Origin of the sequence: Arundinibacter roseus (genome assembly GCF_004348825.1) — a bacterium.
Taxonomy (GTDB): domain Bacteria; phylum Bacteroidota; class Bacteroidia; order Cytophagales; family Spirosomataceae; genus Arundinibacter; species Arundinibacter roseus.
Genome location: NZ_SMJU01000012.1, coordinates 40028 through 65217, shown reverse-complemented (window position 1 = coordinate 65217; position 25190 = coordinate 40028). Strand labels below are relative to the sequence as shown.

General features: G+C 46.2%; 18 protein-coding genes and 1 pseudogene. 13 read left to right on the top strand and 6 right to left on the bottom strand.

Annotated features, from left to right (window positions below):
• The first annotated feature begins 85 nt into the window (after positions 1–85).
• From EZE20_RS18145 to EZE20_RS18130, 4 genes and pseudogenes are all read left to right on the top strand, one after another.
• Positions 86–1312 (top strand): ABC transporter permease, encoded by a 1227-nt coding sequence (locus tag EZE20_RS18145; protein WP_132120305.1) that lies wholly within the window; start codon positions 86–88, stop codon positions 1310–1312.
• Between the two features lie 60 nt (positions 1313–1372).
• Entirely contained in the window at positions 1373–2476 is a 1104-nt protein-coding gene (locus EZE20_RS18140; RefSeq protein ID WP_132120303.1) for a lactonase family protein, read from the top strand.
• 116 nt (positions 2477–2592) lie between these two features.
• Positions 2593–3895 (top strand): annotated as a pseudogene (locus tag EZE20_RS18135) (aminotransferase class V-fold PLP-dependent enzyme).
• A 188-nt stretch (positions 3896–4083) separates the two neighbouring features.
• Complete coding sequence (locus EZE20_RS18130; protein WP_132120301.1) at positions 4084–4962, top strand: sensor histidine kinase; 879 nt, start codon at positions 4084–4086, stop codon at positions 4960–4962.
• Here EZE20_RS18130 and radA read toward each other — a convergent pair.
• A complete protein-coding gene (gene radA / locus EZE20_RS18125) occupies positions 4954–6321 on the bottom strand; it encodes a DNA repair protein RadA (protein ID WP_132120299.1) in 1368 nt (455 codons plus the stop codon). The two genes, EZE20_RS18130 and radA, sit on opposite strands and share 9 nt — an antisense overlap.
• Before the next feature lie 168 nt (positions 6322–6489).
• Here radA and EZE20_RS18120 point away from each other — a divergent pair, with 168 nt between their 5' ends.
• A complete protein-coding gene (locus tag EZE20_RS18120) occupies positions 6490–7209 on the top strand; it encodes a porin family protein (RefSeq protein WP_199879922.1) in 720 nt (239 codons plus the stop codon).
• Positions 7210–7379: 170 nt separating this feature from the next.
• On the opposite strand, the gene EZE20_RS18115 is transcribed toward EZE20_RS18120, so the two are convergent.
• Entirely contained in the window at positions 7380–7781 is a 402-nt protein-coding gene (locus EZE20_RS18115; protein WP_132120297.1) for a LytR/AlgR family response regulator transcription factor, read from the bottom strand.
• A gap of 334 nt (positions 7782–8115) precedes the next feature.
• On the opposite strand from EZE20_RS18115, the gene pheS reads away from it, so the two are divergent.
• A complete protein-coding gene (pheS, locus tag EZE20_RS18110) occupies positions 8116–9156 on the top strand; it encodes a phenylalanine--tRNA ligase subunit alpha (RefSeq protein ID WP_132120295.1) in 1041 nt (346 codons plus the stop codon).
• Positions 9157–9268: 112 nt separating this feature from the next.
• On the opposite strand, the gene EZE20_RS18105 is transcribed toward pheS, so the two are convergent.
• Positions 9269–10000 (bottom strand): esterase family protein, encoded by a 732-nt coding sequence (locus EZE20_RS18105; RefSeq protein WP_132120293.1) that lies wholly within the window; start codon positions 9998–10000, stop codon positions 9269–9271.
• Positions 10001–10585: 585 nt separating this feature from the next.
• On the opposite strand from EZE20_RS18105, the gene clpB reads away from it, so the two are divergent.
• From clpB to EZE20_RS18090, 3 genes are all read left to right on the top strand, one after another.
• Positions 10586–13192, top strand: coding sequence for an ATP-dependent chaperone ClpB (clpB, locus tag EZE20_RS18100; RefSeq protein ID WP_132120291.1), 2607 nt, complete (start codon positions 10586–10588; stop codon positions 13190–13192).
• Between the two features lie 211 nt (positions 13193–13403).
• Positions 13404–13967, top strand: a complete 564-nt coding sequence (locus EZE20_RS18095; protein ID WP_132120289.1) for a type 1 glutamine amidotransferase domain-containing protein — start codon at positions 13404–13406, stop codon at positions 13965–13967.
• A 148-nt stretch (positions 13968–14115) separates the two neighbouring features.
• Entirely contained in the window at positions 14116–14535 is a 420-nt protein-coding gene (locus EZE20_RS18090) for a c-type cytochrome (protein ID WP_228713868.1), read from the top strand.
• On the opposite strand, the gene EZE20_RS18085 is transcribed toward EZE20_RS18090, so the two are convergent.
• Positions 14511–15992, bottom strand: a complete 1482-nt coding sequence (locus tag EZE20_RS18085; protein ID WP_132120287.1) for a gluconokinase — start codon at positions 15990–15992, stop codon at positions 14511–14513. The genes EZE20_RS18090 and EZE20_RS18085 overlap by 25 nt on opposite strands.
• 236 nt (positions 15993–16228) lie before the next feature.
• Between EZE20_RS18085 and EZE20_RS18080 the strand changes: the two genes are divergently transcribed.
• A complete protein-coding gene (locus EZE20_RS18080) occupies positions 16229–16414 on the top strand; it encodes a hypothetical protein (protein WP_132120285.1) in 186 nt (61 codons plus the stop codon).
• On the opposite strand, the gene EZE20_RS18075 is transcribed toward EZE20_RS18080, so the two are convergent.
• A complete protein-coding gene (locus tag EZE20_RS18075; RefSeq protein WP_132120283.1) occupies positions 16408–17661 on the bottom strand; it encodes a metallophosphoesterase family protein in 1254 nt (417 codons plus the stop codon). The two genes, EZE20_RS18080 and EZE20_RS18075, sit on opposite strands and share 7 nt — an antisense overlap.
• A gap of 126 nt (positions 17662–17787) precedes the next feature.
• Here EZE20_RS18075 and EZE20_RS18070 point away from each other — a divergent pair, with 126 nt between their 5' ends.
• Positions 17788–18861: an endonuclease/exonuclease/phosphatase family protein gene (locus tag EZE20_RS18070; RefSeq protein ID WP_132120281.1), complete on the top strand. Its 1074-nt coding sequence runs from the start codon at positions 17788–17790 to the stop codon at positions 18859–18861.
• Positions 18862–18878: 17 nt separating this feature from the next.
• On the opposite strand, the gene EZE20_RS18065 is transcribed toward EZE20_RS18070, so the two are convergent.
• Entirely contained in the window at positions 18879–20531 is a 1653-nt protein-coding gene (locus tag EZE20_RS18065; protein ID WP_132120279.1) for a lectin-like domain-containing protein, read from the bottom strand.
• 174 nt (positions 20532–20705) lie between these two features.
• Here EZE20_RS18065 and pgeF point away from each other — a divergent pair, with 174 nt between their 5' ends.
• Both pgeF and EZE20_RS18055 read left to right on the top strand, forming a co-directional pair.
• Complete coding sequence (gene pgeF / locus EZE20_RS18060) at positions 20706–21455, top strand: peptidoglycan editing factor PgeF (protein WP_132120277.1); 750 nt, start codon at positions 20706–20708, stop codon at positions 21453–21455.
• 457 nt (positions 21456–21912) lie between these two features.
• Complete coding sequence (locus EZE20_RS18055; protein ID WP_132120275.1) at positions 21913–25164, top strand: SusC/RagA family TonB-linked outer membrane protein; 3252 nt, start codon at positions 21913–21915, stop codon at positions 25162–25164.
• The last annotated feature ends 26 nt before the right edge of the window (positions 25165–25190 follow it).

Genomic DNA, 25190 nt, shown 5'->3' with positions numbered 1-25190 from the left:
ACGCTCATCCTTTTTCTGTTGGATCGTTTATGAAAAGTAACCAACTATACCTTCTTTTCCAGTTTCTATTCCTGACCCGTTACTCATGCTAAAAAAAATTCTAATCTCCTTTTCTTCCGCCATTCGCACCATTCGTTCTCGTTTTTTTCATACCGTTCTTTCGGTGTTGGGCATTGTGATTGGCGTGGCTTCGCTCGTAGGTATACTCTCACTCATCGATGGCATGGAGCAGTACGCCAACGACCAAATCAACAAAACTACTTCCCTGAAAGCGATTCTGATTGCCCGGCAACCGGACAAAATGGTCAACAATGTGCGGATTCAAAAGGATTCGTTGCCCATTCTTACCTATGCTCAGCTGGCAGCACTGCACGGTAGCCTTTCGCGCCCGTCCGAAAAATACATGCTCACACATCAGGGAATGGAAGTTACTATGCCCGGCGATACACAGCGCATTGGGGCCGTGGCAAGTGGTGCGCTCACGGCACTGGAAGCGAATATCAATTTAAAATCAGGAAAACGTTTTAGTGAAAATGACCTGAAAAATAGTCTTCCGGTAGCCCTGGTGAACGAATCTTTTGCAAGAAAGGTGAGTCGCACGACTGATTTTTCGGACGTAACTGGAAAAAAAGTGTTGGTTTACGGTCAGGAATTAACCATCATCGGAATCACGGAGGCCGATACCGCTTTGCCTGCTCAGGTGTATTATCCCATTACGCTGCTCTCAACCGAACAGCTCCTGACTCGTCGTGTAGATTATGCGCTGGAAGCCAAGAATGTGGAAGATGTTCAGCTCCTGAAAGGAGAAGCAGAAACCTGGCTGCGGGAAAACGTACCAAATGGCGCCGAAGATTTTGCGGTCCGAACCAACGAATTCAGGGTGGAACAGGCCGCGCAGGGTTTTTTAGTTTTTCGGGTCATTATGGGTTTCATCGTCGGGATTTCGGTCGTTGTTGGGGGCATTGGCGTCATGAACGTGCTCCTCATTTCCGTATCCGAACGTACCTCCGAAATCGGCGTTCGCAAAGCGGTAGGCGCCAAAAAGCGGGATATTTTGCTCCAATTTTTATCCGAATCGGTCACCATTTCTACCTTCGGCAGCCTGCTTGGACTGATCGTCGGGGTGTTAGGTACACTCGTGATTGTGCCTATTGTGAAAGCACTTACCAAAGTACCATTTCAGGCGGCTTATACCTGGAATACGTTCATCATCATTGCGTTGGTGGCCGTTGTAATCGGCGTGGTTTTTGGCACCTATCCGGCCCTACGGGCGGCACGACTCGACCCGGTGGAAGCGATTCGGAGAGAGTAGATTGTGGTAGTAAACCGGGTTTTAGAGAAGATACTATTTATCTAAACCATTAAATTTCCCATGAAATACTTCTTGAGCTTTTTTTCATTACTTCTTGCCTGCGTCGCCTTTCAACCGGCCCAAAACGATGGCGTACGTTTTTACGTAGGCACAGGCGCCAAAGGTCCTGAGTCCTCAATTTCTCTTTGTGAATTAAATACAAAAGACGGCACCATAAGTCGAATTGACACCTTCAATAGCAGTTCCGGGCCGGGCTACCTGAGTCTTTCACCCAACAAAAAACAGCTTTATTCCGTCAATCAGGACCATAGTCTTGCAGCATACGAAGTCGGTGCAGGCGGCACGCTGACTTACCTGAACAAGCAGTCGTCCGAAGGCCTGAATCCCTGCCATGTATCGGTACATCCGTCTGGAAAAATGGCTTTTCTGGCCAACTATACCGGCGGTAGCTGGACCGCCTACCCTCTTGCGTCGAACGGTAAGGCAGGTACACCTGCCGCAAAATTTCAGCTAACGGGTTCCGGCCCCAACACAGCGCGGCAGGAAAAAGCGCATGCGCATTGCGTCCTATCGAGTCCGGATGGAAAGTATATCTACGTCTCGGATTTAGGCTCTGACAAACTGATGAACTACTCAGTCGATGCGGCTACGGGAAGCGTGAAACCTAATCCGGCACAAGCGTTTTTTGCTACGTCTCCGGGTGCCGGACCACGGCATTTTGTGATTCATCCGTCGGGTAAATTTCTTTACCTGCTCAATGAATTGAAAGGAACTCTAACGACCTGTTCCATAGATAACAAAGGAGTAGTTACGGAGCTGGAAACCGTACCAACGCTACCCGCTGATTTTTCGGACGCCAACAAAAGTGCGGCCATTCGGCTCCATCCCAATCAGAAGTTTGTGTACGTGTCAAACCGAGGCTACAACGCTGTTACAGGCTACGAAATCCAAAAAAACGGAACGCTGAAAAAAATTACCGAAGCCCGGCAGGCTATTGATACGCCGCGCGATTTTAACTTTGATCCCTCGGGTCGGTGGATGGTCGTGGGCAATCAGGGAACCAACGATCTAAGCGTGTACCGGGTCAATCCCAAAACCGGAGCGCTGACCTTTTCGAGTCAAAGTATTTCCATAAAAGACCCCATTTGTTTTGTCTTTTTATGATCATCATTGCATGCAAAATAAAATTTATGTAAAATTGACCTGTGGCCGCATTACCATGTACTTTTTGACCTAAAATTTAAAAATCTGGTCAAAATCCTAACCCCCATCTACGCGCTATGTCTTCACGACGTTCGTTCATTTCTCAGCTAGGCGGTGCCCTGGCACTTCCCGCCTTTCTCGAACAGGCTCATGCCGAAGGGTTTCAACAACTCACCAATCAGGTAGCGGGGCTTTCACCGCAACAAATGGCAACGAATGAGGATTATTGGGCATGGATAAAAAATGAATACACGGTTTCTCCCAATCTGCTCAACCTCAACAACGGGGGCGTGTGCCCACAACCCAAAGCCGTACAGGATGCTCACATTCGGTTTTATCAGTATTGCAACGAAGCTCCAAGCTATTACATGTGGCGAATTCTGGATCAGGGTCGGGAGGCTTTGCGGGGCAAACTGGCCGAACTGGCAGGCTGTGACGCCGAAGAACTGGCCATAAACCGAAACTCAACCGAAGGACTTAATACCATCATTTTTGGCCTGAACCTGAAAGCCGGAGACGAGGTGATCCTGACCAAACAGGATTATCCCAACATGATAAACGCCTGGAAACAACGCGAAAAACGGGAAGGAATCAAACTCGTCTGGCTGGATTTTGAACTACCCCGGGAAAATGACGAGTACTTTGTCGAACGCTTTGTAGGTGCCTTCACGAGCAAAACCAAGGTGGTGCACATCACGCACCTCATCAACTGGATCGGGCAGATACAACCCGTGCGTAAAATTGCCGACGAAGCCCATAAACGCGGCATTGAGGTAATTGTAGACGGCGCACATACGTTCGCTCACCTGGATTATAAAATTTCGGATCTCGGCTGCGACTACTTCGCTACGAGCCTTCACAAGTGGTTGTGCGCTCCTTTTGGCAGCGGTTTTTCTCTATATCAAAAAGGATAAAATCAAAGATGTGTGGGCCTTGTTGTCGAGCAACGAACCGGATGGAAGCGATATTCGCAAGTTTGAAAGTCTGGGAACCCGTTCGTTCGCTTCCGAAATGGCGATTGGCACTGCCATTGATTTTCACAACGGCATCGGCAGCGCCCGAAAATTTGAACGCCTTCATTACCTGCAACGCTATTGGACCGATCAGGCCCGGCAAATGCCCGGCGTAGAAATTCATACACCAAAAGATCCAAAATATAGCGGAGCGATTGCGTTAGTATCGGTGCAGGGGATGAAACCTGCTGAGGTGGATAGCGCCTTGTTTACCAAAGCAAAAATCCATACCGTTGGCATTGTTTGGGAAAATATAAGTGGCGTGCGCATTACGCCCAACGTCTATACATCAATCAAGGATCTTGACCGGCTGCTCAATACGCTGGACAGTGTTGCACAGGAGGCTCGAAAAAAAGCTAAAAGTTAGTTTAGTAAGGATACAAAAGACTATTTATGGTAAATTATTTATTCCTTTTTTAGTAAATAATTATACTTTTGTGTCAAGGATTAACCTCCTCGCTTTGCGAACCGTCCCTGCTAGTCAGTATTACTCAACTATATACATAATTGTTAATCAGACTACTAACCCGGACTCTCGTAAAAAATTGTTGCTGAATGACTACCTTACGCCGCAGATGGAGCTTTATTTTCTTTGGAATTTTAGCTATACTATCTTTTCTACTCCTTTTCCTGATTGAGGGCTCTTTTTGGCCCGAGAATGAACAAATGCAGGCTTTTCTAACCGGCGGCTTGTTGATTACAACCTTGCTTTCTGTCGGAATCCTGATGATCCTTGGTTGGACAGCAACGAATGGTCACGAAACATTTAAGAGTCAAATGGATTTCATGTACAAAATGACGCATGAACTCCAAACCCCCGTTTCCAGCATTCGACTTTCTGCCGAAATGCTTGACTCTGATGCCGTTAAAACTTCTTCTGAACGCTCTCAGCGCTACGTACGGATTATTCGGGAAGAAAGTGCCCGCATGCAGTGGCATATTGATAAGGTGCTGCATATTGCCCGGGCTGAAAATCAAACGCTTTCTCTGACGCTTGAAAAAATCTGTCTGGATGAACTCATTCTCAGCCTGCTTGACCGCTACCCCGAAACCGTTCGGGCAGAAGTCCAAACCGGATATACGCTCGTGTACGCAGATCGGCAGCATTTAATTAATGTAGTACACAACCTGATTGAAAACGCCATAAAATATACTCCCGAAGCCCCGCAAATCATTATCAGCACTACTCATGAAGATAACAAGATTGCACTTTCTGTTCGCGACAACGGAATCGGTATTGATCCCGATCATCAAAAACTAATTTTTGATACCTTTTATCGGGTTCCGGACAATGTCGCAAACGTCAAGGGATTTGGGCTTGGGCTGAGCTATGTTCAGCAAATTGTACGAGCACATCATTGGCAGCTCGAACTGACAAGTGCTACGGGCGTGGGTAGTACTTTTACGCTCATTTTGCCCGTTGCCTCAACGTAAAATCTGTTCAAAAACCTCATCAAGCCGGCCTGCCGGAACTACCCGAATGCTGTAATCATCGAGCGAAAGCCCTTTGGTGTTATATTTTGAGATATAGATTGTTTTAAAGCCCAGTTTTTGTGCTTCGGCAATTCGGCTTTCAATTCTGCTGACAGCCCTGATTTCTCCGCCCAATCCTACTTCTGCCGCAAAACATATCGAATCCGGAACCGGAATATCTTCATACGAAGAAACAATAGAAGTAACCACCGGCAAATCCAGCGCCGGATCATCTACTTTTAACCCCCCGGCAATATTCAGAAACACATCCTGAATACCAAGCCGAAAGCCCCCGCGTTTTTCGAGCACGGCCAGTAGCATTTGCAGACGCTTGGCATCAAAACCCGTGCTGCTTCGCTGCGGCGTGCCGTAATTGGCCACACTGACCAATGACTGAATTTCAATCATCAGTGGCCGATTCCCCTCAATCATCGAGCCAATCGTAATGCCGCTCAGGCCTTCGTCGCGTTGCGAAATCAGAATTTCGGAGGGGTTGGTCACCTGCCGAAGTCCGGTACTGAGCATTTCATAAATCCCGAGCTCAGAGGTACTTCCAAAACGATTTTTGGTGGTTCGTAAAAGCCGGTACGACGTGTGCCGATCACCCTCAAATTGCAGCACAGTATCGACCATGTGTTCGAGCACTTTGGGCCCCGCGAGTGAGCCATCCTTAGTAATGTGCCCAATCATAAACGTAGGTGTGCCTGTTTCTTTGGCGTATTTCATAAACTCCGACGTACATTGCCGAACCTGCGAGACACTCCCTGCCCCGGTTTCCATCAGCGGCGATTGCATGGTTTGAATCGAATCCACGATAATAACATCGGGATTAAATTCCTCGATTTGTCGAAATATATTTGTGGTCGTGTGATCCGTGAGAATAAAACAGTTATCACTCTTGCTTTCCATGCGCTCGGCCCGCATTTTGATCTGCTGCTCCGACTCTTCTCCCGAAATATACAGTACGCGTTTGTCCGCAAGCGTCAGAGCAATTTGCAGCATTAACGTTGACTTTCCGATGCCCGGCTCCCCGCCAATGAGCACCAACGAACCCGGCACAATGCCGCCGCCAAGTACGCGGTTCAATTCAACATCCGTGGTCAGCGTGCGTGGCGCCTGATCGTAGGTAATCTCGGCAATGGACCGTGGGCGGCTTGCCAGCGAAACGGATTTCCATACAACCGGATTATTCTTATCTTCTTTTTCTACAAGCTCTTCTACAAATGTATTCCACTCGCCGCAGGAGGGGCATTTGCCTAACCATTTGGGAGAATTATGACCACAATTCTGACAAAAATAGGCGGTTTTAGTTTTGGCCATAGGGGTAGATTTCAGGTTAGTTGTCCTAACGGTATGATCTTTGAAGGAAGAAACAAAGACCCAAAAGTAGGCATAAACACCATTCACAAAAAATAAGTGCCTGAATGTATGACCTGCAAAGATCAAGCGTTATTGTTCCGTGATACATCTTATCTAAATTTTACAGCCATGAAAAAAAGTTTTTTTGTTGTAATTCTGGGTTTGTGCAGCTATATGTGCTCCACCGTAGCTTTCGGACAGGCCAAGGGTTTTGCCTTTGGCGTCAAAGGAGGCATGAACCTTTCACAGCTTTCGATGGGCTCCGTACTGACCACTCGGTATGACGGCAATGGTAACCCCTACCTCAAATACAATGGTCAGGAGGTTCGGGACAATATTCAGGAGAGCCTTGACAGTCGCACCGGGTTTGTGGGTGGCGTGTATGCCCGGTTTGGTAAGCATCTGTATATTCAGCCTGAGGTACTCGTTTCTACCAAAGGCGGGACCTTTGATATCATTCAGAATGATGGCGATGTTCCTGTTACGCAGCAGGTTGACGTTCGGTTTAGCAATATTGACGTTCCGATTCTGATTGGACTTAAAGGTGGTCCCTTTCGGATCAACGCCGGGCCGATGGCTTCTTTCCGGATTGGCGATAATCAAAAACTTCGTGATGCTTTTGAGCATTACACTTCCGGTAGTTTCAACGATGCACTGTCACAGGCGGTGTACGGCTATCAGTTAGGAGCAGGTTTGGATATTTTTGGGCTTAGCATCGACGTTCGTCGCGAAGGTACTTTTACAGATCTTGCTACCTTTAAAGTTAATAATCAATCGGCAGGAAGCAGTAGCACCGTTCGGCAAAAACTCACCTCCTGGCAAGTTACGGTAGGCATAAAAATTATCTGATTTTTTCTTAGTCAGCATTGTTTTCCAAACAAAATGGCGCTTCCCTGGAAGCGCCATTTTGTTTGTCATGACCTATAAAAAAACATGCAGCTGTCGTTCATGCGACAGCTGCTGTCCAGCGATTTAACCCACTAAAAATGAAGTCTTTAAATAACGTTCAAAGCCTTTGTTCAGGCACTTATCCGACTCTCGAAGTTATTGAGAATTTCGGCAATTTCTTTAATCTTGCGACGCGACACGAGTACTTCTTTTCCGCATGACATCCGGATCACCCGATCTTCTTCGAGGCGCTCGGCAATGTAGTCTGTATTAATCATGTACGATTTATGGACCCGTAAAAAACCTTCGTCCAAATGCTCCGTAAGACTTTTCAAAGTTTTAGATACCAAATAGCGTTTTCCCCGGCACGTGTAGATGTAGGTATAATTGCCTTCACCTTCGAGGCAGGTAATATCCTGCGGTTTTAACCAAAGCGTTTGTCCGAGTAGATGTACGGCTATTTCCTGTGTAGGTACAGCCTTAGCAAATTCACCTGTTGATGTAGTGATCGAGTAATTGGAAAAGGTTTTCATAAGACTGGTCGTGTGTTTGGTTTTATGGAATTCTTTAAGACAAATTTAGTTCAAAAAGCCACCGTTGAGAAATACGTAAAACTACCTGCACCAAAATAACATATTGATTTTCAAGTATTTAAATTTTATTGAAAAGTAAAAAGGCGTAGCGCCACTTACTAAATCAGGTATTTTTACGTATTGGATATTATGGAAAGTATTACGTTATATGTAGCTACATCAAATTTCCAATCAGGTAATTTCCCTTTCTATAAAAAAAACTCTGCTGGCAGTCCGATCAAAGATTCTGTATCTTTGGGCGTAAAATCAATCCTTTAAATCAGTCATTTTCCCTATGATTACCGAACGGGTACACGAATTACTCTCCGAGATAAATCAAAGTGTAATTGAAAATAAAGAACAGCTGGAAGCTTTCCGAATGCGGTTTATCAGCAAAAAAGGGGTCGTAAGTGAGTTGTTTGATCACCTCAAAAATGTTGCACCCGAAGATCGACGCAGTGTAGGACAAGAACTTAATGTGCTCAAAAACCGGGTTCAGGAACGTTTTCAGGAGTTCAATACGCAGCTGGAAGAATCTGCCGCTTCCTCACAGACTTCGGCCGTAGACATGACCCTGCCCGCAGTACCCAACCAACACGGCAGCCTGCACCCACTGACAATAGTTCGCCGGCGCATCATTGAAATATTTGAGCGCATGGGCTTCAACGTAGCCGACGGGCCCGAAATCGAAACGGACTGGTACAATTTCAGCGCGTTGAATTTTCCGGACAATCATCCCGCCCGCGAAATGCAGGACACATTTTTTGTCCGTAAAAGCAACGGCGAGGTAAAAGACGATGTGCTGCTTCGTACGCACACGTCCAATGTTCAGGTACGATTAATGGAGCATAAAAAACCACCGATTCGGTCTATAATGCCCGGGCGGGTGTTTCGCAACGAAGCCATTTCGGCCCGCGCGCACTGTGTGTTTCATCAGGTTGAAGGCCTTTATGTAGATACCAATGTAAGTTTCAAGGATTTAAAGGATACGCTGTATCATTTTGCCAAAGAAATGTTTGATAAAGATTCGCGCATCCGGCTGCGCCCTTCTTACTTTCCGTTTACTGAACCAAGCGCCGAAATCGACGTCTCCTGTTTTATCTGTAAAGGTTCAGGCTGCAACGTGTGCAAGTATTCGGGTTGGGTAGAAATTGCGGGGTCCGGTATGGTAGATCCAAACGTTCTGGCCAATTGCGGCATTGACCCTGAGGAATATACGGGCTTTGCCTTCGGTATGGGAATTGAGCGTATTACAATGCTGCGCTACGGTATTCGTGATTTGCGCCTGTTTACAGAAAACGACGTTCGGTTTTTGAAGCAGTTTGAAGGTGCCTGATTCTGAGAATCTTATAGATCCTTATTTACAAAAATAGGAATCCGAAACTAGCCTCGGATTCCTATTTTTGTATGGCAAACTCCCAATTGAATATTTATAAGAATCGAAAATTTCAAAAACGCGTAGCGAGATAATGAGGCAGCATTTTGTGCCAAACCCACCATTCATGTGGGATATCCGGGCCCCAAATATCAAGTTCGTGCGGGACATTTTTGGTGTGTAGAATAGCCGAAATCTGCCGCGCGGAGTCAGGATCTTCATACGCACCGGAGCCACTTACAAAATGTATATGCCGACTTTGCCGATATAAGTCAAGATGCCACTCGGCATTCAGATTCCGGAGGTAGTGAGCAGGTGAATTGAAGTACACATTATCGTCGTAGTACCCTTTTGTATAGGCACTCAGATCGTAGCAGCCGCTCATGGCAAGTACACCTTGAATAGAATCGGGATACCTAAAAAAGAGATTGGCCGCATGCAGCGCTCCAAACGAAGCTCCCGTTACAATAATCGGCGTTTCGGGGCTTGTTTGTGCATGAATAAAGGGAATGACTTCTTTTATAATATAGTCATTGAACTGCTGATGACGTACGGCTTTATCATACCCGTGCATGTGGTCGTTTAGCCAACTTTCAGCATTAATGCTTCCTACACAAAATACCTTAACTTTACCCATATCAATAAACGGGCGGATGCTTTCGATGAGGCCGTAACGCTCATATTCCAAAAAATCCGACGCCGCCGTAGGAATCATCAACAGTACTTGTCCGTAATGTCCATAGATGGCAATTTCCATGTCTTTATGTAGGGCGGGGCTGTGCCAGCCCGTTATTTCTCTTTTCATGCTAGTTGATTAGGCTTAGATCGGGAACAAAAAAACGTAGTTGAAACTACTAAAAAAATAGAACCCAGAGTTTTATGTTTCTTATGATCACACGCTTATTGAGTATGGAAACTAACCATTTAGACTAAACCACTTCATGCATCAGCGAAATCTTAGTTGACTATTGAATCCTTCTTTTGTCTGATTGGTTCTTCTCCTGCTTTCTGGAATTTCTGATTGGTTAACCCGGTACATGTCAATTGATTTAAGTTCTATTGACTGCTACTACAAAGTATCGTTACTTTTTTCTAAATCTCCTAATAATACAATTTTATTACCCATTTTTCTTTTAATAATTCAAAACATTTAGTTGAATTTCAGAATTGCCAGAAATTTTCGTCTAAGGAAATTTTTAGATAAGCGAGGGGGAGATTGTTATGCTATTCAAACCGAGCCTGCTGATATAAGCCGCGTTTAAGTGACTTAATGGCATGATTTTGAGCTATAATTGCACACAATGCGCCAAAATTACCGATTTTGAGCGATGGGTACATGGTTTTTACCAAAATTTCTTAGTACATCAAAGAAAGAAAACCACCAATCGCCATGAACTTTAATCAATACACAATCAAAGCGCAGGAAGTGATTGAGCAGGCTGCCCAAATGGCTCAGGCCAATCAGCAGCAGGCTATTGATACGGGCCACGTGTTGAAAGCTATTTTGCAGGAAGACATCAATACATCGACCTTCCTGATGTCAAAAATGAACATCAATCAGGCGGCAGTTACGCAGGCAATCGACGCCATCATCAGCGGCTACCCCAAGGTAGTCAGCACGCAGACGTTTTTGTCAAATGACCTTTCCGCCGCACTCGCTAAGGCCCAAAGCTATACGTCCGAATTTAAGGATGAATTTGTCAGCATTGAGCTCCTGCTTCTGGGGCTTTTGGGAGGTAAAGATCCCATAGCCCAGCTGATGAAGGATGCAGGATTTAAAGAGAAAAATTTAAAGGAAGCTATTAAAGAACTTAGAGGTAAAGAAAATCCAGTGAAAGATCAAAATGCTGAAGCAAAGTATCGCTCTTTGGAACGGTACAGTAAAAATCTGAATGAATTGGCCAAAGCCGGGAAAATTGACCCGGTGATTGGTCGCGACGAGGAGATCCGTCGGGTGCTGCAAATTCTGAGCCGCCGGACCAAAAATAACCCCATATTATTGGGCGAACCGGGCGTAGGCAAAACTGCCATCGTGGAAGGTCTGGCGCAACGAATTGTGCAGGGCGATGTGCCCGAAAACCTGAAATCCAAAACCATCGTTTCGCTCGACATGGGTCTGTTGATTGCGGGTGCCAAATACAAAGGTGAGTTTGAAGAACGGCTGAAAGCGGTTATTAAAGAGGTGACGGACTCGGAGGGTGAAATCGTACTTTTCATTGATGAAATTCACACGCTGATCGGAGCCGGTGGCGGTGGTGAGAGCGCTATGGACGCTGCCAACCTGCTCAAACCGGCGCTGGCGCGGGGCGAGTTACACGCGATTGGTGCTACCACGCTGAAAGAATATCAGAAATACATGGAGAAAGACAAAGCGTTGGAGCGGCGTTTTCAGGCCGTCATGGTGGATGAACCTTCGGTGCCTGATGCCATCAGTATTTTGCGAGGAATTAAGGACAAATACGAACTTCACCATGGCGTACGGGTTAAAGACGATGCGGTAATTGCAGCGGTAGAGCTGTCGAATCGCTACATCAGCGACCGTTTTTTGCCTGATAAAGCCATTGATTTGATGGACGAAGCGGCTTCCAAGCTACGTCTGGAAATGGATAGCGTACCCGAAGAACTCGACGAGCTGAACCGCCGGGTGATGCAGTTGGAAATCGAACGAGAGGCTATTCGGCGCGAAGCCAATAAAGAAAAAGAATCCATTTTGAATAAGGAAATTGCTGACCTGAGTGAAGAGCGAAATACACTTAAAGCCCAATGGGAAAATGAAAAAGGAGCATTGCAGGAAATCCGTTCTCTTAAAGAATTGACCGATCAGCTACGGCTTGAAGCTGAACAGGCTGAGCGCTCCGGCGACTTTGGCAAGGTGGCCGAAATCCGGTACGGGCGCATTCCTGAAACACAGAAAAAACTGGAAGATTTGCAGGTTCAGCAGTCAGAAAGCCGGCTGATGCAGGAAGAAATCGGAGCCGAAGAAATTGCCGAAATCGTGGCGAAATGGACAGGAATTCCGGTTAGTAAAATGCTGCAAAGCGACCGCGAAAAACTACTGCAACTCGAAGAACATCTTCATAGACGAGTAGCCGGACAAAGCGAAGCTATCGGGGCAGTGGCTGATGCCGTTAGACGCAGCCGGGCCGGTTTGCAGGATCCGCGTCGGCCCTTGGGTAGTTTCCTGTTTTTGGGCCCTACCGGTGTAGGCAAAACCGAGCTTGCCAAAACGCTTGCAGAGTACCTTTTTAACGACGACAGCGCCATGGTGCGCATCGACATGAGCGAGTATCAGGAGCGCCACGCCGTCAGCCGACTCGTGGGAGCGCCTCCGGGCTACGTGGGTTACGACGAAGGCGGGCAGCTAACGGAGGCGGTTCGACGCAAGCCATACAGCGTAATCTTGCTTGATGAGATCGAAAAAGCGCACCCGGATGTGTGGAATATCCTGTTGCAGGTACTCGACGACGGACGCCTGACGGACAACAAAGGTCGTGTGGCCAATTTTAAAAACACGATAATCATCATGACCTCCAACATTGGAAGCCACATCATTCAGGAAAAATTTGCGGAGGACGAAGGCTGGAATCATACGCTGATTGTGGAAGAAACCAAGCAGGCGGTATTGGCCCTTTTGAAGGCTTCTGTCAGGCCGGAGTTTTTGAATCGAATTGATGAAATTGTTCTTTTTGAACCGCTCACGCTGAAAAACATTCGTAAGATTGTGGATATTCAGTTTAAGGGAATTCAGAAAATGTTGCTGGAACAGGGCATTACTCTCGACGCTACCGACGAAGCGCTGACCAAATTGGGCGAAGAAGGTTTTGATCCGGCTTTTGGCGCGCGGCCTCTTAAAAGAGTCCTGCAACGCAGAATCCTGAACGAACTTTCGAAAGGTATTCTGAGCGGTCAGGTTGCCAAAGATTCCGTGATTATGATGGAGGTCAATCAGGAAGGTGAAATCAGTTTTGAGAACGTAAGTGGCGGGGTAGAAATCTAACGTGTGATTGAAGTAATAATCCAGCGGGTACTTTGAAAAAAGTACCCGCTTTTTTTGTGGTAAAAAGCCGTCATAAACTTCCCCAACATGAGCTACAAACTGCGGTTCTTCACCTAATGGTAGATCAGATTCCACATTTGACCAGTTTTTCTTATTTGGCACAATTTTTTTATTTTTTTGTACTATTCTGTATTTTAATTTCATTTTGTAAATGAATAATTTTTTGAATAAACTAAAAGTAGCGATTCTGGTAACCGACGGATTTGAACAGATTGAACTCACAAAACCTCGGGAATCGCTGGATTTGAGCGGAGCTACCACGCACCTGATCGCCCCCGACGGCCGGACCGTCAGGGGTTGGAATCATACGGAGTGGGGTGATTCTTTTCCGGTGGATGTTCCGCTGGAAAGTGCCCGGCCCGAGTATTATGACGCACTGTTGTTCCCGGGCGGGGTTTTGAACCCGGATTCGCTCCGGCAGGAAAAAAAAGCGGTGGCGTTCGTGAAATCTTTTTTTGATGCCGGAAAACCCGTCGCGGCAATTTGTCACGGTCCACAGTTACTCATTGAAGCCGAGGTGTTGCAGGGCCGCACGCTTACGTCCTACCCTTCCCTGCGGAAAGATATCGAAAATGCCGGTGCGTGTTGGGTAGATCAACGCGTTGTGATTGATAACGGTCTGATTACAAGCCGAAATCCGCACGACATACCGGAGTTTAACGAAGCCATGAATCAGGAATTTAGTCGTCAGCCAGCCGCAGAATCCGCATTATAGGAGGCTAGCCTTTCGGTATATTTACAAACGCCGTTTTTTTAATTCATAATCAGAAAAAATACCAGCAGGCATAGTCCTGAACTAACCCTTGATCGGGAGTGTTCAGGACTATATTTTTGCTCTAAACATTTACCCAAATAAGTACTCAATGAAACGACTGTTGATTCTTTGCCTAGGAATAACTAGTGTCGGGATGACTTTTTTACCAATCCAACCCCAGGGAGACGAACTGAAAGAGAGCATAGCCCGGGGCAAAGAAATTTACAACAACTATTGCATCAGCTGTCACAACGGCGACGGCACTGGCGTACCCGACGTGTATCCACCCCTTGCCGGGTCGGACTATGTGCTGGAAAAGCCCATGGAAGCAGCAAAAGCCGTTAAGTACGGGTTGATTGGCCCGATTACTGTGAATGGAAAAGAATACGACAACATGATGCCCGAAGCCGGACTGGATGATAAAGAAGTAGCCGACGTGGTGAACTACATCCGCAATACATGGGGCAATAGTTCGGCAGGAAAAATCATTACGCCCGCTCAGGTTCAGGAGCTTAAAAGCGACGAGTGAGGCAGGGAGAGCCGATTGGCTTCCTGCGCCCAAACCGTAAATCTAGCGTACAATTCAGCGTATGCAGCATGCCGTTCAAGGTTTGGTTCGATGATTTTTTCTACCGGAATAAATCCCGGAATCTCCTTATATTCACGCAAATACCCCAGGGCTTTCAGCCCAACCATAGCAGCACCAACAGAGCCCGTTTCGACGGTATCGTTGAGGTAAACGGTTTGCCCAAAAATATCAGCTAGCATTTGCACCCATGTTTCGCTTCGGGCAAATCCGCCGTTGGCGTAGATCGTATGAATCGGGTGATTTTCCGTCAGTATTTTTCCAATACTAAATAAATTCAACAAAATCCCTTCCATAACTGCCCGCACAAAATGCGCGGTGGTGTGGTTGGTGTCAAGCCCCACAAACCCACCCCGAACGGCAGAATTCCAGAGCGGTGCCCGCTCTCCGAGCCAATAGGGCAGGCAAAGCAGTCCGTCGCAACCAACAGCCACTTCATCAGCCGCTTTGAATAGATCTTCGTAAGCAATTTCCTTAAAAAAAGTCTCTTTTAACCATTGAAAAACTACGGCTCCATTATTTGACGCTCCACCAATCACATACGTATGCTGATCCAGCAAATAGCAGAAGGTACGCATAGCGTCATCTGTATACGCTGCCGGAGCGCAAATCCGAACTGCCCCGCTCGTACCGACGGTGACGGCCATCGTACCGGGCACAAAGGCACCGCTCCCCAAATTGGCCAGGCAGCCATCACTTGCTCCCAAAATAAGCGAAGGAGAGGCAGGAAAACCCAGTAAATTATTTGGGCCAAGGCGTTCGGTATGGTACGCAGATACCGGCTTTGATAGCTTCTCAACGGGCAATTGAAGGAATGCAAGCGTGGGCTCATCCCAGGCTAGCGTTCTGATATTGAACAGTCCCGTAGCGGATGCGATGGAATAATCAATCAGAAATTTTCCGGTGAGTTTAAAAATAATGTATTCTTTAATCCCTACAAATCGGTCGGTTTTTCGATACAGCGCAGGTTCGTTTTTGCGCAACCAAAGCAACTTACAGGCCGGACTCATGGCATGAATCGGCGTACCATTGCTATGGTACATGCGCTCACCTTCGGGGCTGTTGCGCAGCATTTCGGCTTCCTGCGCGCTGCGGTTGTCGGCCCAGATTATTGATTTTGAAAGCGGATTTCCCTGCCTGTCAACGGCAATGAGGCTGTGCATGGCAGCCGAAAAAGAAATACCCAAAAGTGCACCATGTGGCTCACAGTCATCGTGTACTTTTTGCAGGCAATGGATCAAAGCGTTCAGAATTTCATCAGGGTCCTGCTCACTCCAATCGGGCTGCGGATGGTACATAGCATACTCTTCACTGTGCACACAGAGAATGCTGCCTTCCAGAGAAAACGCAACTGCTTTTACGTTTGTAGTTCCGACGTCTGCACCAATAATATATGACATTCGAGATTTTAGGCTTGAAAGAATGGAAACAACTTACTGATTTTCAGGAACTTTAAGAATTGACAAAAGGAAAATTTAGCCAAAAATTCTAAATTTAGAACCCTGATAAAAAAAGATTTAAACTAAAAAAACGAGTTCCTGATTGCTGAAAATTTACTAATGTATCTGTCAAATCTTTAATTTTTGTATTTTCGCATCCATAAACTATCGCAAAGCCAAAAAAACATCCAACTATCATGGAAAATACGCATACCGAATCCAGCGAATTGTCGAACGGTTTTTATATCGCCTTTTACCTGCTACTGCTTTTAGTTCTGGGTATTTTTGGTGATCTGCTCGTTTTTATCGTCGGGCTGCTCGCGGTTTCTATCACCTTTGCTGCCTACTTTACCAGTAAATATTCTGCCGACGATCATCATTGAGGTTCTGCTTTTTCGCTAAAAATGGTCAATTCTGAATGGGCATGAGTCACTTTCCATTCGAGTTGACCATTTGCTTTATTTAGCCCCCACTCTTCTTCGAGTACCAGCGTATCTTCCTGATCCCGATACCGGGCTTTTAGCGTTGGTCCATCGAGTTCCAGCAATACCAGCCCGTTGTACCCAACCGAGTGCCGCCCCATTTGGGTTCTGATTCGCCGATCGTAAAATGACATTTTATTTACCTCATCCGGATCCGACGGCATTTTAGTTTCTACCGGCATTCCGCCATGTCCAATGCAGCGTCCGTAGGCTTGAAGTTCGCTTTTGTTTTGCCCCATATGATACCCTACCAGTCTGTGGTCATGTCCCCAAAACCAAATCACGGGGCGGGCTGCCTTGTCGAGTACGTCACAAAGCTGCGAGCCTGGTTTGAAATAATCGTCGCGAAAAGCAGAGATATACGGATGATGGCTAAGAAATACCAAACCACGCCTATCCGAAGGATCGTTGAGGCGCACCACATCCCGCAGCCAGTCAAGTTGTTCTTTACGTAGGTGACAATCGGGTGGAGAAATTACTTCCAGAAACGGACGACCCACCGAAGTATAAGCCGTATCCAGGCCAATAATACGCCAATGCTCATTTTCAAGGCAGAAGAATCCCGCCCGCTGCGATTTTTTCACCTCTCCTTCCTTGATATACATGGCCGGAAGCAGCTGTTGAAAATAGGCCGAGCCGCTGGAATACATCTCGTGATTGCCGGCAAGCGCCAAACTACCCGATGCTCCATAGTACCAGGAAGCATGCGGAGCCGTAAAATTTTCGGCCACTTCTTTCGGACTTCCTACAAAATAAATATCGCCCAAATGCAGGGTGTAATCTGGTGCATGACGCGCCATCAAATGCCCCATTCCATCTGACTCGGTGGTATCTGTTCCCCAATCCGAGAGCAAGCCAATGGTGATGGTTTTTCGGCTTGGAACCGAGGAATTGAGTTGATACACTCCACTGTCGCCCTCAACCGGATAGAACTGATACGGATGCCGGCGGCCAAAACGGCTTCGGAAGTAATGATAGCCAAAGCCAATCAGGTTTGTTTTGAAAAATTCAGAAATGATTCGGGTTACGGAAGAAGTACGGGCTACATGCTCTTCATATAACTTTTGCTGCGTACGGGCGTGGTTTTCAGCTTCCGAGTGGCCCAAATCCAGATACTTCCGGGTTTTATCATCAGAATTCTCAGGCATATTCAGTATATTTTTCAGATATTTAGCAGGCAATATACTCATTTGTTCCAAACGTGCAGGTTAAGTTTTACCTTTCTGAACAAAATGCTGCCAACTGAATTCTCAACGAAAATCTTAACGATTTAAATGATCGCTTCCTACTTGTTATACTTTACCAGCTGCTTTTTAGTGCTCGCAACGCTCCTGCCTTTGGTAAAAAACGATCACTGGATTTTCCGGATATTCGAATATCCCTTTTTGCAAAAATGGGTGTTGTCAATCGCTGTTTTGCTTTGGTCGGTTTTTGATTCCACCTATCAGGGAATATTTGAATGGATCGTCCCCCTTACAATGGGTGTTAACTTACTATATCTGAGTTATAAAATTTACCCATTTCTTCCTCTTGCCAAACATCAGCTGGTATCTGCCAAAAAAGTTGACCCTGACAAAACATTTAGCCTGATGATCGCAAATGTATATCAGCCCAATCAGGAGTTTGACCGGCTACTGACTTTGATACGCAGCAAAAAACCAAACCTTTTGGTGTTGTCCGAGACGGATCAATCCTGGGCTGACGCTCTGCAATCAATTCACGAGGAATATCCATACCGGGTATTGCACCCGTTGGATAACACCTACGGAATTTTGTTATATTCTCAGTTTGAACTTGATGAAGCAGACGTACATTTCCTGGTCGAAGACGATGTTCCCTCAATATTCACCAGAGTGCGCTTACCCTCCGGTCAGTTTTTTCAACTGTATGCCATTCACCCAACCCCACCAGCTCCGCAGGAGAACCCGCGATCAACCGAACGTGATAAGGAGATTTTGATGATTGGGAAATTAGCGAAAAAAAACACACTGCCCGTGGTAGTGGCCGGTGACCTGAACGACGTGGCATGGAGCTACACTACCCAACTTTTTCAGAACATCAGTGGGCTGCTTGATCCTCGTCGCGGAAGGGGTTTTTACAATACGTTTCATGCACGCTATCCTTTTTTTCGATACCCCCTCGACCACGTATTTTGTTCAGAACATTTTCAGCTCGTAGAGATTGAAAAATTGCCTGACATTGGTTCAGATCATTTTCCAATGTGGATCAGATTACTTTGTGAATACACTCCCAAAAATGGCGAAGAAGCGCCCGAAGCCGATCAGGAAGATAAAGAATTAGCCGAAGAAAAATTAGCAAAACCGACAGAAACTACCGAAAAAAACTAGTTTTAATGGCTTTATTCTTAGCGAATTAATAATACTGAACCTGTTTTTTCATGGTAATCTTCCGAAGGTTTTCGTTGCGATTTATACCGAATCTTCCAGGCATACACGCCCTGTGGACAATCAGTTCCTCGGAATTGCCCGTTCCAAACGGTGGGCGCACCTTCTCCATAGTATACGACCGCCCCCCAACGATCAAACACCCAAAAGTGGGCATCAATGGCTTCCGGTGCCACGGGCGCCAAAAGATCATTGTGCCCGTCGCCATTGGGCGAAAAAACCTCGGGAATCCATACCGGTAGCCCACATTCGTCGGAAAAGTCAAAAAACTCCGAAACTTCACAACCCGACGGATGCGTCGTTACTACTTCGTAACGTCCGGGCGCAGTTGCGACAACTGCGGCGGTGGTTTCGCCTGAATGAGGCCACTGTCGGGTAAAAGTTGGATCCGTAAATAGTGACCGTAACTCTTTGGGTTGACCAAAGTAGCAAATGGTTGCCGGGCGATAAGCAGCCGGCAGATCCGGCATCGGTTTTATCTCTACGTACACGCTATCTGTTACAGTACAGTTTCCAGCCCGCAATGTTAACTGATACGTATCCGAAACCGAGATAGGCAACTCCTGAGTTTCGGCCCCGGTGGACCACTCAAACCGTACTGGCAACGAAGGATCGGAAAGAACGGGACGCAATAGAAATGCTTCGTTGGTGCAAATCGACGTATCATTTCCAAGTTCAAGGCCTGGCAAAGTTGGGACTTTTACAAAAATACTGTCGCGGGTAGGATTGTTACAAAAATCCAGATAATCTACCACAAACAGTTGGTCTTTTTCGGGCCGAACCGTCGGATTACGGATTGTCGGGTTGTCGACGAAAGCAGCCGGCGTCCATACATAGTTTTCGTTCGGCGAGTTTCGGGCAACGAGTTGCAGGGCTTCTCCCCGACAAATCTCGAACGTATCACGAGCGACAATGTCCTTTTTAAGACACACAGTCTGCTCGTTGGAAGAGCCTCCGGTTGCCCCTGTAAAGCCCCAGAAAACCTCCGTTTGGTTACCAAATATTGACCTCATATTTACCCGAGTGCTTATTCGTTTCTGGCAATCAAAATACACTTCCAGGGTTTGTTGCGGTGCCAGCCATTTTATCCGAACAAGGTGATCAGCTCCATCTTCTATGTTCTCACTTGTAGCCGAAGCCTGAACAGCAGCCGACAAGGCCGAAAGCGCATGATTGACCGAGCCATTTTGCAAAACAGCGATGTGATCATAGGCAGGATCGTTCTCCACATCATTTTGAAACGTATCAAACTCAATACCCAGGGAAGGAGAAAAACCTCGAAAACCAATGCCCTGACCCGCTTCCCCGATTGCACTATTGCCTTTGGTTTGCATCACGAAGACCATCCCGTCGGCACCCAGGTTGTCGCGATTCCCGAAGTTCATGGTAAATTCAAGGTCAAAAGAAGTTGTTACATTAATCTTTTTGGTGTACCACACCGTTCCGTTGTGCCAGGGAATATCCGGGGTAATTCGGTAGCAGTCGTTGCCAATCGCAACCGTTGAGCCTTGCAAATTATAGGTTTGACCGGGCACATCATCTGCCGTCAGGAGCAGATACCCGATAAATAAACCAGGAAAAATTATCCGTATCTGGAAAAGGTACCTGCACATAGACTAATTCACATATAGGTTTGTAAATTAGTAAATTTCAGGTACATAAAAATTTGAAAAATGATTATTTCTGAAAAGTATTTACGATTTCTGTCCAGGCATGTGTTCAGAAATCGATTGAAAAAGTTTTATACTTGAAAAAATTTGTTTTTAGCCACATTTGCAGCTTCACTTATGAATCTTTACCGCACACCCACTATTTTCGCCACATTCCCTCACCTCCTTTCTGCCGAAAGCACCCGCCACGGCGGCGTAAGTCCATTTCCTTACCATTCGCTAAATCTCGGAACCAATACCAACGATTCACCTGAGTACTGTACAGAAAACCGCCGACGCTTTTGGCAGGCTCTCGGCATTTCTGAAAATCAGGTGGCAAGTTCGTATCAGGTTCACGGGGATTCTATAAAAACAGTTACAAATCCAGGCCAAGACAAAGGCTACGATGCCCTGATTACAAACAAAAAAGAAGTCATACTTGCAGTTACCGTAGCCGACTGCACCCCGATCCTGATCTACGATTCCGGTCAGGCGGCTGTGGCAGCAATTCATGCCGGTTGGCGAGGAACTGCCAAACAGATTGTCGCAAAGACGATTCAACAAATGAAGGCAGAATTTGGAACCCGCCCGGTCGATTGCTATGCGTATATAGGTACATGTATCGATGCGTGTGCCTTTGAGGTAGGACCGGAAGTTGCTGAACAATTTGATAGCCCCTTCAAAAGTTACAGCCCGGAGGCAGGAAAATACCTGATTGATTTAAAAAAAGCCAACGCTGCCCAACTCACCGAGCAGGGGATTCCGATCAGTCAAATTGAAATTTCGCCATACTCCACAGTTCAAAATAACGGTGACTACTTTTCCTACCGCCTCGAAAATGGCACCACAGGCCGTATGCTCGCATGCATTGGGCTTCGACAGTCCTGAGAAAGCTCAAAAATTCAGCCCTACCTTACATTTGTCACCGTTAAATGGGACAATTTTTTTTAAAATTTTAATAATTTGTTCAGTAGAACTATACTAGTAGACTACTTAAATAGGCTATTCGGCCTGTACGGCTAAAATAATACCCTCCGTACCTTTCAAATGTATTATTTATCAAATTCAGAGAAAATAGTTTATCAATAGTCAGCAAATGACTATTTATCTTTTTGATAAAATGATGAGTTTCTCCTGAGAATCCTTCCTAAAAGTCAATATTATACCATCAAGGGCTAAAATAGTACAGGGTAAATTAATTATTTGCGGTTTTTGGTATAATTTTATCAACATAAATTTGAATAATTTTATTTATCCATCTAATTTTGGATTCAAATTTTAATAAAGTAGGAGTTTGCCCAGTTTTCATTTTTTCAATTAACCTTATCAATTAACAATTTTCACTATGAGAAAAAACTACATGGAGTGGTTAAAAACGGCCTGTCTTGTGGCCGTCTTAACTATCTTAAACCTCACAGCATTTGCTCAGGACCGAAGGGTGACCGGCACTGTGAAGGACGGGAGTGGACAAGGGATTCCGGGGGTAAACATTATCCTGAAAGGAACTCTGACCGGAACGACAACTGACTCAGATGGTGCTTTTTCCATCGGCGTAAAATCAGCTAACGATGTGTTGGCAATTTCTGCCATTGGTTTTAAAGCGATTGAGGTACCTGTTGGCTCAAAAAGCACAATTGATATTTCATTGGACGATGACGTAAGCCAATTGAGCGAAGTAATCGTAACGGGTTATACCATTGACAATCGCCGCGAAACTGCGGGTGCGGTTGCAACGGTAAAAGCCAAAGATTTGGCTACGGTACCTTCCGGTAACGTAGAGCAGCAACTCGCCGGACGGGTAGCGGGCGTAACGGTGGTGACCAACGGTCAGCCCGGTACAACTAGCCAAATCCGTGTGCGTGGCTTTGGTGCGTTTGGTGGTAATGAGCCTCTGTACGTTGTGGATGGAGTACCCGTTGGAACTACGGACTTCCTGAATCCTGACGATATCGAAACCACTACCGTACTGAAAGATGCAGCTGCTGCTTCTATTTATGGAGCACGTGCTGCTAACGGCGTTATCGTATATACTACTAAAAAAGGAAGCACAGGCGCCAAGAAATTGAGCATTACGTACGACGGCCTTTTTGGTGCAACCGATCCCGGTACACCTTTTAAAATGCTGAATCCTCAGGAATTGGCCGATTGGACATGGCAGGCAGCTAAAAACGATGCTTTTCAGAATGGAACAGCACCTGTTTTCAGCCACCCGCAATTTGGCGAAGGCTCAACTCCGGTTATCCCTGACTACATCAACGTAGGTGGAACACCCGGCGTAGTAGGTTCTGTGAACCTGGAAGCTGAGCGCGCTAAATACAACGTAGACCCACGGGCAGGATCTATTTATCAGGTAGTTAAGGCGAATAAGCAAGGCACGGATTGGTACGATGCCATTACCCGCACGGCTCCTATGATGCGTCACTCGCTTGGCTTCTCTGGTGGTGGTGAAAACAGCCGCTTCTATCTTGGCTTCGGCGCACAAAATCAGGCAGGTATCCTGCTTTACAATAACTTCAAGCGCTATTCTTTCCGGGCAAACTCTGAGTTTAAGGTAACTAAAAACCTGCGCATTGGCGAAAACTTACAGTTCACGTACCGTCAGGTATTGGCACAAGGTGGTGAAAACGGCGGTTTAGGCGTAGCTGATGACGAAAACGACATCAACCTTGCCTATCGTATGCCAACGATCATTCCAATTTATGATGAATTTGGTGGATACGCAGGAACAGCCGCCAAAGGCTTCAACAACCCACGGAACCCCGTTGCCAACCGCGACGGTGCTGCCAACAACCGGGGCTTTGGTGCGAGTGGTTTTGGTAATATCTATGCTGAGTATGACGTTTTGCCTGGTCTGACTTTGCGTACCACGCTTGGAGGTAATTACAGCAATTTCTATAACTGGAATTACAGCCGCTTACAGTACGAAAACTCTGAAAACAATTCTGCCTTTGGATATGGCGAAGGTGGTGGTTTCTCATTTGCATGGACTGTGACAAACACTGCTGCTTACAAGAAGCGTATTGGTAAGCACAATATGGATTTCATTGTTGGTCAGGAAGCCCTCAATACTGGATCCGGACGCAATATCAACGGTAACGGTTTGAATCCATTCTCAACTGATACGGATTACATTACGCTAAACACAGTAAGCGGTAGCGGACGTGTGGTAGGAAGTAACTACTTTAAAGGAGTTAACTTCTACTCGCTGTTTGGACGTGCAAACTATATCTTCAACGACAAGTATATCCTGACCGGGGTTTTGCGTCGCGATGGTTCTTCTCGTTTTGGGGTGAACAACCGGTACGGGGTATTCCCCGCAGTATCGGCGGCATGGCGCCTCTCGTCTGAGGATTTCATGAAATCTCTTTCATGGATTACAGACTTCAAAATTCGCGGAGGTTATGGTTTGATGGGTAACTCCAATAACGTTGATCCCAACAACCAATTCAGCTTGTTTGGTGCAAGCATCGGATTGTCTTCGTATGACATCAATGGTAGCAACAGCAGTGCGGCTGAAGGTTTTTACCGGACTCGGATCGGAAACCCCAATGCTAAATGGGAAACGTCTATTACAACCAATATTGGTTTTGACGGTACTTTCTTCAACGGCAAATTGGACGTGATTCTGGATTTGTGGAAAAAAGAAACCAAAGATCTTTTGTTCCAGGTTCCTGTAACGTCAACATTGGGCTACCGTGCCTCTGCTCCTTCTGTTAATACAGGTAATATGTTGAATCAGGGTGTAGATATTCAGGTAATTACCCGCGGTAAAGTCAAAGGTGGTGATCTCGGCTACGAGCTGAATCTTACAGCAGGTCTATTGAGAAATGAAATTACTGGACTTGCAGGCGATCTTACCTATCTGACTACTGTAAACCCAGGCTACCGTGGTATCAACCCTATTCGTAACCAATTGGGTCAGTCAATTTCAGCGTTCTTTGGCTATGATGTAATTGGCCTGTTCCAGAATGCCGAGGAAGTACGTTCTGCCGCAACACAGGAAGGCGCGGCTCCCGGCCGTTTGCGCTACCGCGATGTGAATGGTGATGGTAGAATTACACCAGAAGACCGTACGTATCTTGGAAGCCCTGTTCCTAAGTTCTCAGGCGGAATTGGCCTGACCCTGACTTATAAAGCATTTGACATGAACCTTTACGCCAACGGTGTAGCGGGCAATCAGATCTTCAACGTTTCTCGTTGGTTTACAGACTTTTATCCTTCGTTTCTTGGTTCAGGAAAAGCAGATCGTATTAAGGATTCATGGACACCACAAAACACCGGTGCTACTATACCCATCTACGAATCAGCCTCTAATTTCAGTACCAACACGCAGGCTAGTTCTTACTACGTAGAAGATGGTTCATACTTCCGTATTCAGAACCTATCTGTTGGTTATACCTTGCCAACCAACGTTCTAAACAGAATCGGCATGCAGCGTCTGCGTATCTTCGCTTCTACCAACAACTTGTTGACGCTATCTAAATACTCAGGACTTGATCCTTCGGTAGGTGGAAATGCAGATACTCAGTTCGGTATTGACGTTGGAAACTACCCAATTACAAGAAGCTGGAACCTGGGTGTTAATATCGGATTCTAATCGATTTTTTTGATCAACTCTTTTTT

Bases quoted from the DNA above. Each gene is read 5' to 3' on its own strand.
- EZE20_RS18145 (WP_132120305.1), top strand. From the start codon at position 86: ATGCTAAAAAAAATTCTAATCTCCTTTTCTTCCGCCATTCGCACCATT.
- EZE20_RS18140 (WP_132120303.1), top strand. From the start codon at position 1,373: ATGAAATACTTCTTGAGCTTTTTTTCATTACTTCTTGCCTGCGTCGCC.
- EZE20_RS18130 (WP_132120301.1), top strand. From the start codon at position 4,084: ATGACTACCTTACGCCGCAGATGGAGCTTTATTTTCTTTGGAATTTTA.
- radA (WP_132120299.1), bottom strand. From the start codon at position 6,321: ATGGCCAAAACTAAAACCGCCTATTTTTGTCAGAATTGTGGTCATAAT.
- EZE20_RS18120 (WP_199879922.1), top strand. From the start codon at position 6,490: ATGAAAAAAAGTTTTTTTGTTGTAATTCTGGGTTTGTGCAGCTATATG.
- EZE20_RS18115 (WP_132120297.1), bottom strand. From the start codon at position 7,781: ATGAAAACCTTTTCCAATTACTCGATCACTACATCAACAGGTGAATTT.
- pheS (WP_132120295.1), top strand. From the start codon at position 8,116: ATGATTACCGAACGGGTACACGAATTACTCTCCGAGATAAATCAAAGT.
- EZE20_RS18105 (WP_132120293.1), bottom strand. From the start codon at position 10,000: ATGAAAAGAGAAATAACGGGCTGGCACAGCCCCGCCCTACATAAAGAC.
- clpB (WP_132120291.1), top strand. From the start codon at position 10,586: ATGAACTTTAATCAATACACAATCAAAGCGCAGGAAGTGATTGAGCAG.
- EZE20_RS18095 (WP_132120289.1), top strand. From the start codon at position 13,404: ATGAATAATTTTTTGAATAAACTAAAAGTAGCGATTCTGGTAACCGAC.
- EZE20_RS18090 (WP_228713868.1), top strand. From the start codon at position 14,116: ATGAAACGACTGTTGATTCTTTGCCTAGGAATAACTAGTGTCGGGATG.
- EZE20_RS18085 (WP_132120287.1), bottom strand. From the start codon at position 15,992: ATGTCATATATTATTGGTGCAGACGTCGGAACTACAAACGTAAAAGCA.
- EZE20_RS18080 (WP_132120285.1), top strand. From the start codon at position 16,229: ATGGAAAATACGCATACCGAATCCAGCGAATTGTCGAACGGTTTTTAT.
- EZE20_RS18075 (WP_132120283.1), bottom strand. From the start codon at position 17,661: ATGCCTGAGAATTCTGATGATAAAACCCGGAAGTATCTGGATTTGGGC.
- EZE20_RS18070 (WP_132120281.1), top strand. From the start codon at position 17,788: ATGATCGCTTCCTACTTGTTATACTTTACCAGCTGCTTTTTAGTGCTC.
- EZE20_RS18065 (WP_132120279.1), bottom strand. From the start codon at position 20,531: ATGTGCAGGTACCTTTTCCAGATACGGATAATTTTTCCTGGTTTATTT.
- pgeF (WP_132120277.1), top strand. From the start codon at position 20,706: ATGAATCTTTACCGCACACCCACTATTTTCGCCACATTCCCTCACCTC.
- EZE20_RS18055 (WP_132120275.1), top strand. From the start codon at position 21,913: ATGAGAAAAAACTACATGGAGTGGTTAAAAACGGCCTGTCTTGTGGCC.